Annotated in this window: 11 protein-coding genes and 1 pseudogene; 9 read left to right on the top strand and 3 right to left on the bottom strand. The window is 39.2% G+C overall.

What is annotated here, in order from left to right; all coding sequences use genetic code 11:
* Positions 1-145: 145 nt before the first annotated feature.
* Both HSISS3_RS04450 and HSISS3_RS04455 read right to left on the bottom strand, forming a co-directional pair.
* Positions 146-457 carry a hypothetical protein gene (locus tag HSISS3_RS04450; protein ID WP_021151855.1) on the bottom strand — a complete coding sequence of 104 codons (312 nt, stop codon included), beginning with the start codon at positions 455-457 and terminating at the stop codon, positions 146-148.
* A gap of 5 nt (positions 458-462) precedes the next feature.
* A complete protein-coding gene (locus HSISS3_RS04455) occupies positions 463-1,065 on the bottom strand; it encodes a helix-turn-helix domain-containing protein (protein WP_021151856.1) in 603 nt (200 codons plus the stop codon).
* Between the two features lie 333 nt (positions 1,066-1,398).
* Between HSISS3_RS04455 and HSISS3_RS04460 the strand changes: the two genes are divergently transcribed.
* The 4 genes from HSISS3_RS04460 to HSISS3_RS11285 all read left to right on the top strand — a co-directional run bounded on the left by HSISS3_RS04460 (position 1,399) and on the right by HSISS3_RS11285 (position 7,291).
* Positions 1,399-2,355 carry a hypothetical protein gene (locus HSISS3_RS04460; RefSeq protein ID WP_021151857.1) on the top strand — a complete coding sequence of 319 codons (957 nt, stop codon included), beginning with the start codon at positions 1,399-1,401 and terminating at the stop codon, positions 2,353-2,355.
* Entirely contained in the window at positions 2,356-2,895 is a 540-nt protein-coding gene (locus tag HSISS3_RS04465) for a hypothetical protein (protein ID WP_021151858.1), read from the top strand. It begins immediately after the preceding gene.
* Positions 2,896-3,205: 310 nt separating this feature from the next.
* On the top strand, positions 3,206-4,975 hold the full coding sequence (locus HSISS3_RS04470; protein WP_021151860.1) for a DUF805 domain-containing protein: 1,770 nt from the start codon (positions 3,206-3,208) through the stop codon (positions 4,973-4,975).
* A 24-nt stretch (positions 4,976-4,999) separates the two neighbouring features.
* Positions 5,000-7,291, top strand: a complete 2,292-nt coding sequence (locus HSISS3_RS11285) for a DUF1002 domain-containing protein (RefSeq protein WP_021151861.1) — start codon at positions 5,000-5,002, stop codon at positions 7,289-7,291.
* A gap of 231 nt (positions 7,292-7,522) precedes the next feature.
* Here the strand turns inward: HSISS3_RS11285 and HSISS3_RS04480 are convergent.
* Positions 7,523-9,180: pseudogene (locus HSISS3_RS04480) on the bottom strand (NFACT RNA binding domain-containing protein).
* A 644-nt stretch (positions 9,181-9,824) separates the two neighbouring features.
* Between HSISS3_RS04480 and HSISS3_RS04485 the strand changes: the two are divergent.
* The 5 genes from HSISS3_RS04485 to pyrF all read left to right on the top strand — a co-directional run bounded on the left by HSISS3_RS04485 (position 9,825) and on the right by pyrF (position 14,340).
* Positions 9,825-10,649 (top strand): TraX family protein, encoded by an 825-nt coding sequence (locus HSISS3_RS04485; RefSeq protein ID WP_051176038.1) that lies wholly within the window; start codon positions 9,825-9,827, stop codon positions 10,647-10,649.
* Between the two features lie 132 nt (positions 10,650-10,781).
* On the top strand, positions 10,782-11,330 hold the full coding sequence (locus tag HSISS3_RS04490) for a DJ-1 family glyoxalase III (RefSeq protein ID WP_021151865.1): 549 nt from the start codon (positions 10,782-10,784) through the stop codon (positions 11,328-11,330).
* A gap of 339 nt (positions 11,331-11,669) precedes the next feature.
* Entirely contained in the window at positions 11,670-12,443 is a 774-nt protein-coding gene (locus HSISS3_RS04495) for a dihydroorotate dehydrogenase electron transfer subunit (protein ID WP_042771827.1), read from the top strand.
* 9 nt (positions 12,444-12,452) lie between these two features.
* Positions 12,453-13,409 (top strand): dihydroorotate dehydrogenase, encoded by a 957-nt coding sequence (locus HSISS3_RS04500; RefSeq protein WP_021151867.1) that lies wholly within the window; start codon positions 12,453-12,455, stop codon positions 13,407-13,409.
* Positions 13,410-13,644: 235 nt separating this feature from the next.
* The gene (gene pyrF / locus HSISS3_RS04505; RefSeq protein WP_021151868.1) at positions 13,645-14,340 is read left to right on the top strand and encodes an orotidine-5'-phosphate decarboxylase; all 696 of its coding nucleotides are present in this window, start codon (positions 13,645-13,647) and stop codon (positions 14,338-14,340) included.
* Positions 14,341-14,369: the final 29 nt, after the last annotated feature.

Consider the following 14,369-nt stretch of genomic DNA (forward strand, 5'->3'; position numbering starts at 1 on the left):
AAGAAATATAACAGTTTTTGCTTAAGATTAGTAATAGTCAGGGATTTAAAAATGAAAAAGACCGAATACCGGTCTTGATTTTGAAGGAAAAACTTCGATAAATGCTGGCTCCAAATACCTTCTAGTGCTTTTAATTGAAATAAACTTAGCTTTCTTTAAAAGGGATGCCAGTCTTATTCAATACAGAAACAGCACTTAAAATTTTATTCTTGTCTATGGCTGAAGCATTAGAGTTGTCTAAAGCCTCGAAGGCTTCTAAAAAATGAATACAATCTCTTGCGATCTCAAGTCCCTTGGGATTGTTTTGTCGTAAGAAGTTCATGGCTTGATAAAACTTAAAATTAAATTTTTCAGTATAGAGATGGTTGTAAGAAGGGGATTTAAGGATGTTTTCTAATTCAGCGATTAATTTATTGGCATCCTTGAAATAGGCCTTTCTCGAAAAATAGCCAATCATATGAATCAGAATAGCGATATCTTCTTTTTTGGAGGATAGAAAACTTTTTTATTGTTAGCCATAGCATCTAAAATCTTGTCAGAACGATACTTGACCATTTCATAAGGGCAATCAGCTAATATATAGCTAAGTACTGAATACTCAAAAATCCCCCATGTATCAATACGATTTAAATAGTTTAAAACAATTTCTAATTCGTCATCCGTAAGTTTGGAGGTTAGGCTCAGTGTTTGAAAATAACTTTGGTAGGATAGTTTATAGACAGTTTCGAGAATGGGATTATCTGAATAATCACCTTCAAAAGAAGATTCGACTAATTTAAAGCCATCATAATAATGACCATTGTTAATCTTGACTAAAATTTCGTCCGATAAAGACAGTTCTTTTAAGATAGACTCCCCATTGTAATAGCGGAAGAAGTCATTCCAAGTGGCCCCTATACGAATTAGGAGACGGCCAAAGTTATTAAGACTAATACCAGATTTTCCATGCTCAAAAACCCCAAGCATTTGAGGAGAAATAATATTCCCAGCAGCTTCTTTTAAACTGTATCCCCGATCTAAACGCAATTGCCTGAAGGCTTGACCATAGCAAGAACGATTTTCCATAACTTAAATTTCCTTTTAAATCTTCTAAGTCTATTATATACCAAAAATCTGCAATTATTAATAAGGAAAAAATATTTTCAAAAAAATATCTATATTCTTAGAATCCAGCAATATGAAAATATTTTTGCTTTTTTACGTTTGATTCTGAGGAATTAGTTATAATAATTCTAAAAGTTTAAAAGTAAATGCTATGAATTATTTGATAATATCAGTATACTCTAACGAAAGCTATTGTCACACGATATAACATAGCTTCATTTTGGTGAACAATGAGGTGAAAGAGTTCTGAGATAATCTGTCTTCACCTCAATCTGGTTATTAGGAGAAATCATTATGGAAAAGCAAGAATGGTTTGAGTACTTCGAAGCAGTCAATGGTAGAAAGCCCACTCTAGAAGAATTCAGTAAAGCCAAAGCATCAGGATTTTTTGAAAAAGAGAAAGTGACAGAAAAAGAGGAAAACATAACGAGTCCTCAACAAGAGATGCCTCAATCTCCAAAACAAGTAAGAGAAAACTGGGTGAAGAATTTTGAATTAAATCATGGACGTAAGCCTAGCTTTGAAGAGTTTTTTGAAGGAGTTGAAGCACTGAAACAGCCAGCTCCGGAGCCAGCTACAAATCCTGTACATCAGACTGTAAGTACTCAACCTATCAATACAGGCCTTAATCAGCAAAACTTTGGTTTTGGTCATCAAGTTGATCAGTTCATTGCCAATAACCAATCCCAAAGTGATGTCAATTCTAATCCACAAACGCATCCATTCAGCAGTGGACCAATATCACCTTCACAAGATACACCTCAATGGTCTGAGACAAGCCAGTCAAATCCTTATTTTACAAGGCCATCAAGTCCTTATTCTCAGACTAACTATACTAATGCAGGACAGACAGCACCTCTAAATACTTATGCGATGACGGACTCATTCTGGTCTAATATCACCACCAAACATAAGTCTTTGTTGGCTCTTATGCTGATTGCCAATCTCTTCTTTGTCTTTTACGGTTTGAAGCCGGCAGAGGGTACAAATGCTAACGGTTATATCTATGAATCAGGAAGTGTTTTTCTACCTACAAAATACAGTACTGACTATTATGGCTCCAGCAGTTTCGACACGACTAGAGAATTCTATAAACAGATCAATAAAAATGTCGCAAATGAGCGTTATAAAAATTTATTGCCAATGGGGATTTCTGTTTTTGTTATGGGAGTCGCTGCCTTTGTGTTGCATGAGGATCAAGACTTTCAAAACAGAGTTTATGTGACTTATCTCAAGAAAGGGGAGAAATAAATGTACTACGAAACTTGGATTGGAATGATAGTGTCTTTGGTGCTTTTTCCTCTTTTCTATTTTTATGCGGTTAGACCAGCAGATACACTATTTAAGAATGCTTTGATTGAGAAGGGAGTCATTAAACAACGTGATTCACAATTATTCATGCAACAAACCCATTCTTTTTATTCAAGAAAAATCACATCCTTAAATGCAATTTCTGAGAAATTAGTTGAGAAGCCCTTTGTCCTACCCAAAACACCTGGCGGTCCCTTTCAAAACGCTACAAAAGTTGAGCAAGAATTTTATTCTGACCTTATTATTATCACCGTTAAAAATGTGAGTAGAAAAGCCATTTTCTCGTTTAAAAGTTTAGGTGAATATAATGGAGAATACATCTATCAATTTTCATTGGAAACGTTGAAGAAACGAGGCTTTAAAGAGACAGCCTTTGTTTACAATTTTATATTGACACGTATAGAAACTATTTTAAAGCAGTTAGATGATAATATTGAGGTCGAACGTAAGGTAATCGACTATTCATCTTCAAGAAAGTAGGATAATATGGAAATTTCATTTTTTTATTTTTTATGGCTATGGTAGTGGGTATTTATTTTGTAATGCACTTGATAGAAGTTGGTGTTTTTAAAGTTAAGGATAGTATTGAAGACAGTATGATGAATGCCACTGCACATCGTAAACAAGAGGAGCAACACACCGACAGACGTGAAAAACTTTGATGCCGCTAATGATAAGGAGTGACCTCGTCATGAAGATAGGGTAGGCTTGTTGACAGCCGACGAAGGTAAATAAACGATTAGAATAGACATGGGTATAATTGAAAATTTAGAAAGGTTATTTTAGTGTTATGAGTAAAAGAGATGATTGGATTGATTATTTTGAACTCCTTCATGGGCGAAAGCCAAATGCTGATGAGTATCTTGAAGCAAAAAATTCTGGTAAATTTGATAGTGGTCCAGATAATACAGATCAAAGCGTTCAAGGGCAAAGTTCGCCTCAAGTGGCTCCAAGCGTAGAGCAGTATGATGTAGCAGAGACATCTGATTTTAACGATCGGTTTGCATCAGAACACTTGCATGAGCAAACAAACATAGTAGGAGAAGGTCCTAAACAGGATTATCAGGAAGCAGCAACTCCAAACTATTATAATACGCAGACAAACATGGGAGGAGAAGATCCTAGTCCTAAACAAGATTATCAAGGAGATGCAATTCCCAATTATTACAATACTTCGCAAGATCAATATGCCTCCCCTTTTCTCGTTGATCAACGTGGACAAGAGATTACCTTTGGGAGAGCACTTGCTGATTATTTCAGAGGTTACTGGTCTTTTAATGGCTTTACGTCCCGAAAAGGTTATTGGTCAATCGTATTCTTTAATTTAGTGGCTTGGGGAAGTTTTTACGCTATTCTCAGCTTCTTACTCATAAGTAAGACTAATGTTTACCTGCTTGATTATTTGTTTTTTAATCCCTTATTAGGTCTTTCAATTTATAGTATTCTTTGGTTACCTTCTTTGGTTCTAATATTGCCAGGATTGACGCTTAAAACGAGAAGACTGAGAGATGCAGGGTTACGAGGACGAGGAATCTTTGTACTTTATCTCTTTACTTTGGTTCCTTTTGTAAATATTATTAGTTCGATTTTTTCACTCTATGCGCTTTGTCAGAAGTCAGATCATTTCCTTCAAAATGGTGAGTCATTCTTCTATAGAAATCGTGCTCAGTCACCAGCACTGCCTAATTTAGAATTCCCTCAAAGAAAATCATTGGGAGGCTTTTTTGGAGGTTGTTTAATCTTTTTAGGGATTGTTATGCCTCTCATTTTGGTACTTAATGTCAATAATTTCAATAACAACAATGACTATTCTCATGGCAGCTCTTACCATGATGGCCAAACAGTTGATTTGTCTCAATACGAAGTTAGTTTGAACGTTGATGGTGAAAATGGCTCGGGGGTTGCCAGTGTACATATCGATGCGACCCCAAGTGTATCAAGTAGTAGTAGTGAGATAAAGAAATTTTTAGAAAATCCCCAAATTACCGTTTCTAAGGAAACTGGACTCTCAGATGGGGACACTGTTGATGTTGAGATAACTTTAGATGAAGACAAGGCCAGCGAATTGGGCTTAACTGTTACAGGGACTTCCTATCATTATTTCGTTGTCTCAAATTTAGGCTCTGATGGTAAGGCATCTTCGAAAACCTCATCAAACAATTCTTCAAGCAACTCTTCTTCACAAAATACTTCTAGTGAGCAAGATACCAAGAAGAATATTGAGACCTTTATGACTAACTTTAGAAGTGACATCAATCGTACTATTAAAGAATCATCAGATTATGTTTATCCATACTTTGAGTCTAAAGATAACTCTACTTATAAGAGTATTATTGATATCTACTTACAAAATCCTGACCACTATGATCACTTTGAATCAAAGACTGATAATATCTATGACATTAAAGAAAATGGTGATCAGGTAACCTTTACCATAGATTTTACGACGACGACTTACTTTACAGACGGTAAGGCTCCGGCAACCTCATCAAAAACCCGTCATTATGTTTGTAAAAAGCACGGTTCGTCATTCTATATCATTAGCTTTGATAACCTTTAATACGAGAACATATCAGGAAATCCTATGAAAAAGAAATTGTTTAATGGGTTAGTAGCAAGTCTTATTCTTCTTTTAACAGTTCAACCACTTGCTTCCCCTTTTATATCCCCAAATGGTCTTGTTTTTGCTAATAACATCACAAAATCAGAGACCTCCTCTTCCCAAAAATCACCTAATCTAACTGCCTTATCCAATAAGAATACGCAAATAGATAGTAAGAAAGAAAAAAATCTTAAAAAAGTTCTGACACAGCCTTTGATGTCACTAGGTTCTTCCCTATCCTCATCGGAAAAAGCGGATACCAAGCGACTGTTGGGTGACACGAATATCGCTGAAGACCAGGTGATAGACGTCGATGGTAAGACCATTGCCAAATACTTGGACGATGTTGATACCAATTCTAAGGTTTATTCAAGTGCTTATATTAAACCATTGTCCGAAGGTTCTGGTGTTCAGGTTGAGATTGTGACACCAACAAAAATTACCAAAGTTTCCTCAACAACATATCAAAATGCAGCCATTACATCTGGCGTATCTGATGTTCTTATCCGTATTGCTTCAGTTAATGAAGTAAGTGGGGAGGGAGCCTTAGCTGGTGTCTATGCTCTGCTTGACAAGGTTGGCTTTTCGGTAGACAAAAAAACTATCAAAACCAGTCAAGACGAAATTGGTCTTATTGATAAAATCAAGGAAGAATCGCATCTCTCAGACGATGATGCCAATAAATTTTTAGCCGAACTCAAGAAGCAGATTATTAAAAAGGTAACTGACAAAGAAAAGATTGACGATAGTTGGTTACAAGATATATTAAAGAAGGCCTGTGACGGCTACGGCATAACACTAAGTGATGGCTTAAAATCAGATATCATTACCTGGTTGAAAGAATTTTCTTATACAGATACCGCAAAATCTAAACAAAGTGTGAATCAATTAGATCAAAGCTTGCTGACCTCTGATTGGTCAGAAGTCTTGTCTAAGTTGGACAAAGTCTTAAGTAGGGATGAGATTCTTGCCCTAGACAAACAGGACTATAGTGAGAAAAAAGGCTATCATGAGATTATAGCTGCCCTATATAACAAACTTTTAAAAGCTATCCAAGATAAGGACTTGAAGCAGGTTAAGCTTATCTATACTAATAGTTTTGCGGTTGAACATCTCTTAGGTTCGCCATCAACTAAAGAAAAGGAAGCTTTAAACTATATTCGGATGCTTTGCTATTATTTCATCGCATCGGTGGAAGATAGTAAACTCGGAGATGCCCTCCAATCAGATGATAAACCAGCTTGGTTGGTCTCTGATAACACTAAAGATAATCTCTTAGCAAGTCTGAAACGTTATCAGAATATCGGTCAAAATCCTAGTCTTCAAGAATTGCTCATTCGTATCGCTATTGCAACGGGCTACTCTTATGAGGCCTTTCTTTACAAGGATATAAGACAAGAAGGGCATGTTATCAAACTAACGATTGTTTGTCCTTGTTTGAAAAATGATTGCCAACTCTATGTGGTTTATAACCTCAAGACAGGTGTCTGTCTCTTGAAAGATGGAAAAGATTCAACCAGAACGAAACTTTATGATTTTAAAAAGGCTTATGGTGTTGATCTTGAAGACAAACACCAGCCCCTAGTGGATGACCTTGAAAACTTTAAACTTTCTCAAAAGGATTCAAATATCTTTAAAGGAACTAACATAAACGAAACGGCTCATTCAGCTTACAAGGAAATCGTGAAGGATTATGTCTTGAAAGTCAGTGATCCCAATTACCAACAAGGCTCAGGTGTTGATTACGATCCTGTAATGGTCCTAAAAAATCAAAATAATAACAAGGTTAACTATTTGGTAACTGACCTGAATGATGATGGCGTTGATGAATTACTGATTGGTAGTCAAGATAACTACGTCTACGTCGTCTACACATTTGACGGTAAGAAGGCTGTCAATCTCTTTAATAATAAAATTCCGTTCGGTCTCCGACCTGGTCTTACGATTTTTAAAGACGGAACCTTGCAAGTTCACTGGGGTTCCAGTGCCTATATTTCATCTGAAATGACTTACCGTATCAATTATTCACGAACGGGACTAGATAAGCTTCTTGATTATACTGTTTATTCCCCAAGCGAATCAACGAAAGTTTCTGAGGTGACCTATAGTGTTGACGGTCACAGTTATAACGAAGATGAATTTTGGTCTAAGTATGAGGCTTTCAAACCATATGTTATTCAAGAGTCCGATGGAGATACGGAACCTGCTGAGAAAGCAGACTTCCAATTGATAGAGGCCACACTTAAAGAAACCACACCTTCGTCAGATAAATAAAAACAAGGGCTTAAGTCTGTCACCTTAAGGCAATGCCTTGAAATAAATATTTGTCACTCATAAAGCACAAAAATGTCCTTAATGTGTGACTGCGAACCTATAGGAGTGAGATAGAATGATTGATTCTGTCTCACTCCTTTTTATGATGTAATGTTTAAGCAACTTCTTGCTCTTGAGACAAGAATAAAAAAACCACCAGATAATTGAACTGGTGGTAGTGAGATGAACAATTTACTTCATACGCATGCTATCGATTTTTTCTTCAGTCGGTGTGACACGTAAGGTCTTTTGTCCAGTATAAGTTACAAATCCAGGTTTACCGGCCGTTGGTTTATTAAGCTTCTTCACATCAATCATATCCACTTGAACCAAGTTTGACAGACGAGCCTTGGAGTAGTAGGCAGCCAATTCAGCCGCATCCGTTTTGACCTCATCAGTAGGGTTAAGATTGTCCTTGATGACCACGTGACTACCAGGAATATCCTTGGCGTGGAACCAGAGCTCACCCTTTTTAGCCATCTTGAAGGTCAACTCTTCATTTTGCAGGTTGTTACGACCAACCATGATAATGGTCTTGCCATCAGAAGCCAGATATTGTTCAGGTTTCTTGCGTTTCTGGCGCTTGTCAGTTGAACGACGCTTCATAAAGCCAGCTTGAACAAGCTCCTCACGAATATCTCCGATTTCATCCATATTGGCTTGAGAAAGGCTGAATTCGACACTTTCCAAATAATCAATGGTCTGCTTGGTTTCCTCAATCAATCCAGTCAAGTGCTTAACAGCTTCCTTGAGTTTCTGGTATTTCTTGAAGTAACGTTGCGCATTTTGGTTAGGAGTCAGAGCCACATTTAGAGGAATAGTAATCTTTTCACCAGTGTAGTAGTTGTCTAGCTCGACACTATCCTTGTCATTTGGCACCATGTTGAGATAGGTGGTCAACAGTTCCCCTTTTGACGGAACTCCTCAGCATTTTCAGTCGCCGCAATCTCTTTTTCCTGTTTAACAAGTTTCTTCTTGTTTTTTTCCAGTTCATTTTGCACACGGTGGATCAAATCACTAGCTTGTTGAGCCACACGGTCACGCGCCGCCTTATCCAAATAGTAGTAGTCCAAAAGGGCAGACAAGGTTTCAAACTCAGGTTGGTCCTGGCTATCAGCAAATTTTACAGCTGAAAATGCTTTTGCCGTTAAGTTTGGCTCTACTTCACGATTGAAGAAGGCACGGAAATTCTTGAGCTTATCAGTCTCAAGTAAAGCTGATAATTCATTGGCCGTGTCACGCCCCAAACCTTGGAAAAGTTTTTGAAGGTTTCTAGCCGACAAATCCTCGGTTTGTAGGATTTCAAAGAGCTTTTCATCTGGAAGGTTGAAAGGATTCTTAGCGTCTGTCTTAGGCGGTGCGATATAGGTAGATCCAGGTAGAATAGTACGGTAACTATTTTGGGAGAAACCGACATGCTTGATAGACTCGATGATTTTGCTCTCGTTTTTATCAATCAGGATAATGTTGGAGTGTTTCCCCATGATTTCCATAACCAGAGTAACCTTGACGCTGTCACCAATTTCGTTTTTGTTTGATACGGAAATCTCCAGAACACGGTCATTTTCTACCTGCTGAATATCCTCGATAACCGCTCCCTGAAGGTATTTCCTCATAATCATGGTATAGGTGTTTGGATTCTGTGGATTTGGCAAGTCAGCCTTGGTCGTCTGAATACGTCCAAAGACAGGGTGAGCCGAAAGAAGAAGCTTGTAATTCTGACGATTGTTACGAATGGTCAGGACCAACTCACGCTCAAAAGGCTGATTAACTTTCTGGATACGCCCGTAAAGCACCTGCTCACGTAGCTCAGCCGTCATATGATGAAGAAAAAATCCGTCAAAAGACATGATGTACTTCCTTTCTTTTTAGTGATAATAATTGTTTTATTTTAAAAATAAAATAATTTGTGAGACTTTCCTTAGGTGTTGGCGGACGTCAGCGAACTTTTACAAAGTTCCATGACTAATTAAGATACAAAGGGCGTCTGCGAATAAAGTCAAAATAGAAAGTTTGACGCAGAATCTTTAGATTCTAGGAAAACTTGTCTTTTTGACACAATTCGCAGCCCGTGTTCAATTGGTTTTGAGCCCCTTCGCTTTTTCATTTTTAGGCTCAGGCTAAAACAGTTTCCCAAACTGTTTTACTCTCAAAAATTCCGAGCGCCTGAAACTAAAAGGTTTCAGGCGCTTTTAACACGGCGGAAAGTCTCGGTTAATTGCTCGCTCTGCTCTCCAAAAGAGTTATTTCGAAAATTTGCAGAGCTTAGTTAGATATTTTTAAACAATTTGAATACGTTATGAACGTAAATATTGCCTAACCATTATAGCATAAAGCCTGTAGAAATGCTTGGGGAGGGCTGTGAATCTAAACTTATTATCTTAATGTAATATAAATTGTCATAAAAAATTGTATGACATAAAGAGTTAAAAATCATATCAAATTTCTTCAAATATTCTTTTGAATTTATGTTCTAGTTATGGTATCATTTAATATGCTGAAAATTAAAGGAGCATTAAATGAACGATATAAAAAGATTAGCAATGCGACTAATTTAAAATACCTAGCTGTTGCACTTATGTTTTTGGACCAAATCTATCAGATGTTCGGGAGTATGGGGGCACCTATATGGTTGACGATGTTGGGACGCCTGGCTTTCCCGATTTTCCTCTTTCTTGCTGCTGATAGTTTTCACTATACACACGATCGTATGGCTTTTCTCAGGCGGTTACTTTACATGAGTTGGTTTATGATCATTAGCAACGCCATCATTGGTAGTATTTTTCATAATGGTAGTATCGGTTTAACCAATAATGCCTTCTCAACTTTCTTTATTACTGGGATTTTTATTTACTCTTGGGATTTATTGTTTAAGGGCCTTCGTGACAAGTCTTATAGGGAATTGATTCAGGGAATGGGTGTCTTTCTCTTGCCAATCCTTTCAGCGATTCCAGTTGCTGTACTAGGAGGGATTTTTGAAACACCTAATGGAAATCCATTTGTGGCCCATAGTGTGGCTTTTCTCTTGTCACTGGTTCCAAGCGTTATCATGGTTGAGGGTGGCTTTGTCATGGTTATCCTTGGTTTGCTCTTCTATATTTTCCGTACCAATCGCATGGCTCAAATCATTGTCCTGGCTGTTATTTCAGTGATTGCCCATCTTTTTGACCCGACAGGCGTTCAGTGGATGATGGTTTTTGCGGCAATTCCTATGTATTTCTACAATGGTGAGCGTGGTAGTGGTAACAAGAATTTTTTCTATATTTTCTACCCAAGCCATATTTATCTCTTATGGATCCTAGCAAGTTTGTTTAGATAAAATGACAAAGACAGTCCTTCTGCTGTCTTTTTTCCTTATTTAAGCGTATTGTTATGGTTTGTTTCCTGCTTTTAAAACTGCTATAATTTAAGGTGAAATATAAGCTAGTGATAACTAAATTGGAGGTATATCATGACAAAAGTAGCAGTAGTATTTGCAGAAGGCTTTGAAGAAATTGAAGCCTTGAGCCCAGTGGATGTCTTCCGTCGAGCAGGATTTGACTGTAGCATGCTTGGACTTGAAAGTGCGTCAGTAACGGGTTCACATGGGATTCAAGTAGCCATGGATGGCGTATTTGACGGTAATCTTGATGCGTATGATTTGGTGGTTCTTCCTGGAGGCATGCCTGGCTCCACTAACTTGCGTGATCACGAAGGCTTGATTGCTTCTCTCCAAGCAAGAAATAAAGCAGGAAAATATATTGCTGCTATCTGCGCCGCACCGACTGTTTTGAACCGTGCAGGCTTGCTTGAAGGTCGTAAATTCACTTGTTTCCCAGGTGTAGAGGAACAAATTGCAGCTGGTGATCATCAAACAGATTTGGTGGTTGTTGATGGCAATATCATCACTAGCCGTGGTGCCGGCACAGCATTGGCATTTGCCTATGCCTTGGTTGATTTGCTGGGTGGCGATGGTCAGCAGTTAGCTCATACCATGGTTTACGACAGATTGTTTAAATAATGTTTTTTATGGCTCTTGTTCAAGAACTCTAGCACCTCTTGTCAGGAATGTTGACAATCTATGTTCCCCTATGAGATGATAGAGCACTTATCAAACAAATGCCCTAAGCATAGATTAGAGAGACCTTAGCTTAATTTTATAAGTTTTGGTTTTTTCTTTTCTCCTTTGACATCTGTTATGAAAACGGTTATAATTATCACAAAATAACCTTTAAATGAGTCCAGAGAGACTTAAAAGGTCGGACAGTTTGAAACAGCAGGGTTCTCCTGTGATTTTTTGTGCGACCTTGCCATGTGGCGAGGTTTTTTTATGACATTTTGCAGTTTAGAAAGGGTTGTCATGATTTTAGTTGAAGATTTAACCATTGTGAGTCAGCGTGAGATTGCACCTCGTATTTTCGAGATGGTGCTTAAGGGAGAGATGGTTGCGGATATGCAGATTGGGCAGTTCGTCCACCTCAAGGTGCCAGACCCAAGTAAGCTCCTTCGTCGTCCGATTTCCATCTCAGAGATTGACTACGACAAGAAAGAGGCAACTATTGTCTATCGTGTGGAACGTGAGGGGACAGCCATTCTGTCTAAGATGGTAGCTGGTCAAACCATTGATACCATGGGGCCTCAGGGAAATGGTTTTGATATTTCCGTTATAGAGGCTGGTCAGAAAGCTCTACTTATTGGTGGTGGTATCGGTGTCCCACCTTTGGTTGAGACGGCTAAGCAGTTGAAGGCTAAAGGTGTGGAAGTCGTGTCTGTGATTGGTTTTGCCAATAAGGATGCCGTTATCTTGGAGGACAAGCTCAAGGCTTGTGGTGATGTTTATGTGACTACTGATGACGGTTCATACGGTATCAAGGGTTACGTTTCGACAGTTATTGATGGTTTCGACTGGACTCCAGATGCCGTATACAGTTGCGGAGCGCCAGGCATGCTTAAATATGTCGATAGCAAATTTGAAAATCATCCTCATGCCTATGTTTCTATGGAAGCTCGCATGGCTTGTGGTATGGGTGCTTGCTATGCCTGTGTGGTCCACGTTAAAGGAGAGTCAGATGCCAAAAATCTTCGTGTTTGCGAGGAAGGGCCAGTCTTCCCTACCGGAAAAGTCATCGTCTAGGAGGTTACCATGTCAGAGATTAAATCAGAAAATCGTTTAGCTATCAGCCTTCCAGGGCTCGACTTGAAAAATCCTATTATTCCAGCCTCAGGTTGCTTTGGTTTTGGGCAAGAGTATGCCAAGTATTATGATTTGGACAAACTAGGTTCTATCATGATTAAGGCAACGACTGCCAACCCACGTTTTGGGAATCCAACACCACGTGTGGCTGAGACACCGTCAGGCATGCTTAATGCCATTGGACTGCAAAATCCAGGTGTTGATGCTGTCTTGTCAGAAAAACTCTCTTGGTTGCAGGAGCATTATCCTGATCTTCCAATCATTGCCAATGTGGCTGGATTTTCAAATGAAGAATACGCGGAAGTCTCTTACAAGATTTCCAAAGCCAGCAACGTCAAGGCTATCGAGCTTAATATCTCCTGTCCAAACGTGGACCATGGCAATAACGGCCTTCTCATTGGACAAGTCCCAGAGCTTGCCTATGCGGCAGTAAAAGCCAGTGTCTCTCACTCTGATGTGCCCGTCTATGTCAAACTGACACCGAGCGTGGCTGACATCACGAGTGTCGCCAAAGCAGTCGAAGATGCCGGTGCGACTGGTTTTACCATGATTAACACCTTGGTCGGTACACGCTATGACTTGGCTACTCGCAAACCTATCATTGCCAATGGTCAAGGTGGTATGTCAGGCCCAGCTGTCTTCCCAGTAGCCCTTAAACTTATTCGCCAAGTTGCTCTAGCGTCAGACCTTCCAATCATCGGTATGGGTGGTGTCGACAGTGCCGAAGCGGCTATCGAAATGTTTATCGCTGGTGCCTCAGCCATCGGTGTCGGAACGGCCAACTTCGCAGATCCCTATGCCTGCCCTAAAATCATTGACCGACTCCCTGAAGTCATGGACAAGTATGGCATCACAACACTTGAAGACTTGCGTAAGGAAGTTCGAACAGACTCGTTGGGGAAATAGAATAAAAATAGCATTTTTAAGGAATTTAACAAAGGTATAATTACTTTCATCCCCCTTTGACATTCCCATATAAAAGCGCTATAATAGAACAAATTGAACTGAACCTTTAATCGAGTCCAGAGAGGCGAGAAAGGTGTACTGAGATGCTACGGCATCACTAAAGGGTAGGGACTGCCCTGTTTTCGTGCAACCTTCGCTGACTGGCGGAGGTTTTTTGTGTGAAAGGATATAAGAAATGAGAGAAAATCGTCCTGTTATTGCCCTTGATTTCCCGACTTTTGAGGATGTCAAGGCATTCCTTGCTAAGTTTCCTGCTGATGAAAAGCTCTATGTGAAGATTGGTATGGAACTTTACTATGCGGCTGGGCCTGAGATTGTACGCTACGTTAAAGAGCTTGGCCATAGTGTTTTCCTTGACCTTAAGCTTCACGATATTCCAAATACTGTTAAATCTGCAATGCGTGTTTTGTCTAACCTAGGCGTTGATATGACTAATGTGCATGCGGCTGGGGGTGTGGAAATGATGAAGGCTGCGCGTGAAGGTTTGGGAGATGGTCCAATCTTGATTGCAGTGACACAGTTGACCTCTACCTCTGAGGAACAAATGCATGATTTCCAAAATATCCAAACGACACTTCAAGAATCAGTGGTTCATTATGCTAAGAAGACGGCTGAAGCAGGTCTTGATGGTGTTGTTTGCTCAGCACACGAAGTCGCCAAAATCAAAGAAGCAACAAATGAAGATTTCGTTTGTTTGACACCTGGTATTCGTCCAGCAGGAGCAGCGGTTGGTGACCAAAAACGTGTCATGACGCCTGCCGATGCTCGCCAAATTGGTTCAGATTACATTGTTGTTGGTCGTCCAATTACGCAAGCTGATGATCCAGTGGCAGCTTATCACGACATCAAGGCCCAATGGAACGGTCAATAAATTTTCAAAAAGTCCTTATTTCATAGGAA

It is taken from the genome of Streptococcus sp. HSISS3 (assembly GCF_000448605.1).
Lineage (GTDB): Bacteria > Bacillota > Bacilli > Lactobacillales > Streptococcaceae > Streptococcus > Streptococcus raffinosi.

Excerpts from the sequence above, each read along its gene's own strand:
- HSISS3_RS04450 (WP_021151855.1), bottom strand. The coding sequence starts at position 457 with ATGATTGGCTATTTTTCGAGAAAGGCCTATTTCAAGGATGCCAATAAA.
- HSISS3_RS04455 (WP_021151856.1), bottom strand. The coding sequence starts at position 1,065 with ATGGAAAATCGTTCTTGCTATGGTCAAGCCTTCAGGCAATTGCGTTTA.
- HSISS3_RS04460 (WP_021151857.1), top strand. The coding sequence starts at position 1,399 with ATGGAAAAGCAAGAATGGTTTGAGTACTTCGAAGCAGTCAATGGTAGA.
- HSISS3_RS04465 (WP_021151858.1), top strand. The coding sequence starts at position 2,356 with ATGTACTACGAAACTTGGATTGGAATGATAGTGTCTTTGGTGCTTTTT.
- HSISS3_RS04470 (WP_021151860.1), top strand. The coding sequence starts at position 3,206 with ATGAGTAAAAGAGATGATTGGATTGATTATTTTGAACTCCTTCATGGG.
- HSISS3_RS11285 (WP_021151861.1), top strand. The coding sequence starts at position 5,000 with ATGAAAAAGAAATTGTTTAATGGGTTAGTAGCAAGTCTTATTCTTCTT.
- HSISS3_RS04485 (WP_051176038.1), top strand. The coding sequence starts at position 9,825 with ATGCTGAAAATTAAAGGAGCATTAAATGAACGATATAAAAAGATTAGC.
- HSISS3_RS04490 (WP_021151865.1), top strand. The coding sequence starts at position 10,782 with ATGACAAAAGTAGCAGTAGTATTTGCAGAAGGCTTTGAAGAAATTGAA.
- HSISS3_RS04495 (WP_042771827.1), top strand. The coding sequence starts at position 11,670 with ATGATTTTAGTTGAAGATTTAACCATTGTGAGTCAGCGTGAGATTGCA.
- HSISS3_RS04500 (WP_021151867.1), top strand. The coding sequence starts at position 12,453 with ATGTCAGAGATTAAATCAGAAAATCGTTTAGCTATCAGCCTTCCAGGG.
- pyrF (WP_021151868.1), top strand. The coding sequence starts at position 13,645 with ATGAGAGAAAATCGTCCTGTTATTGCCCTTGATTTCCCGACTTTTGAG.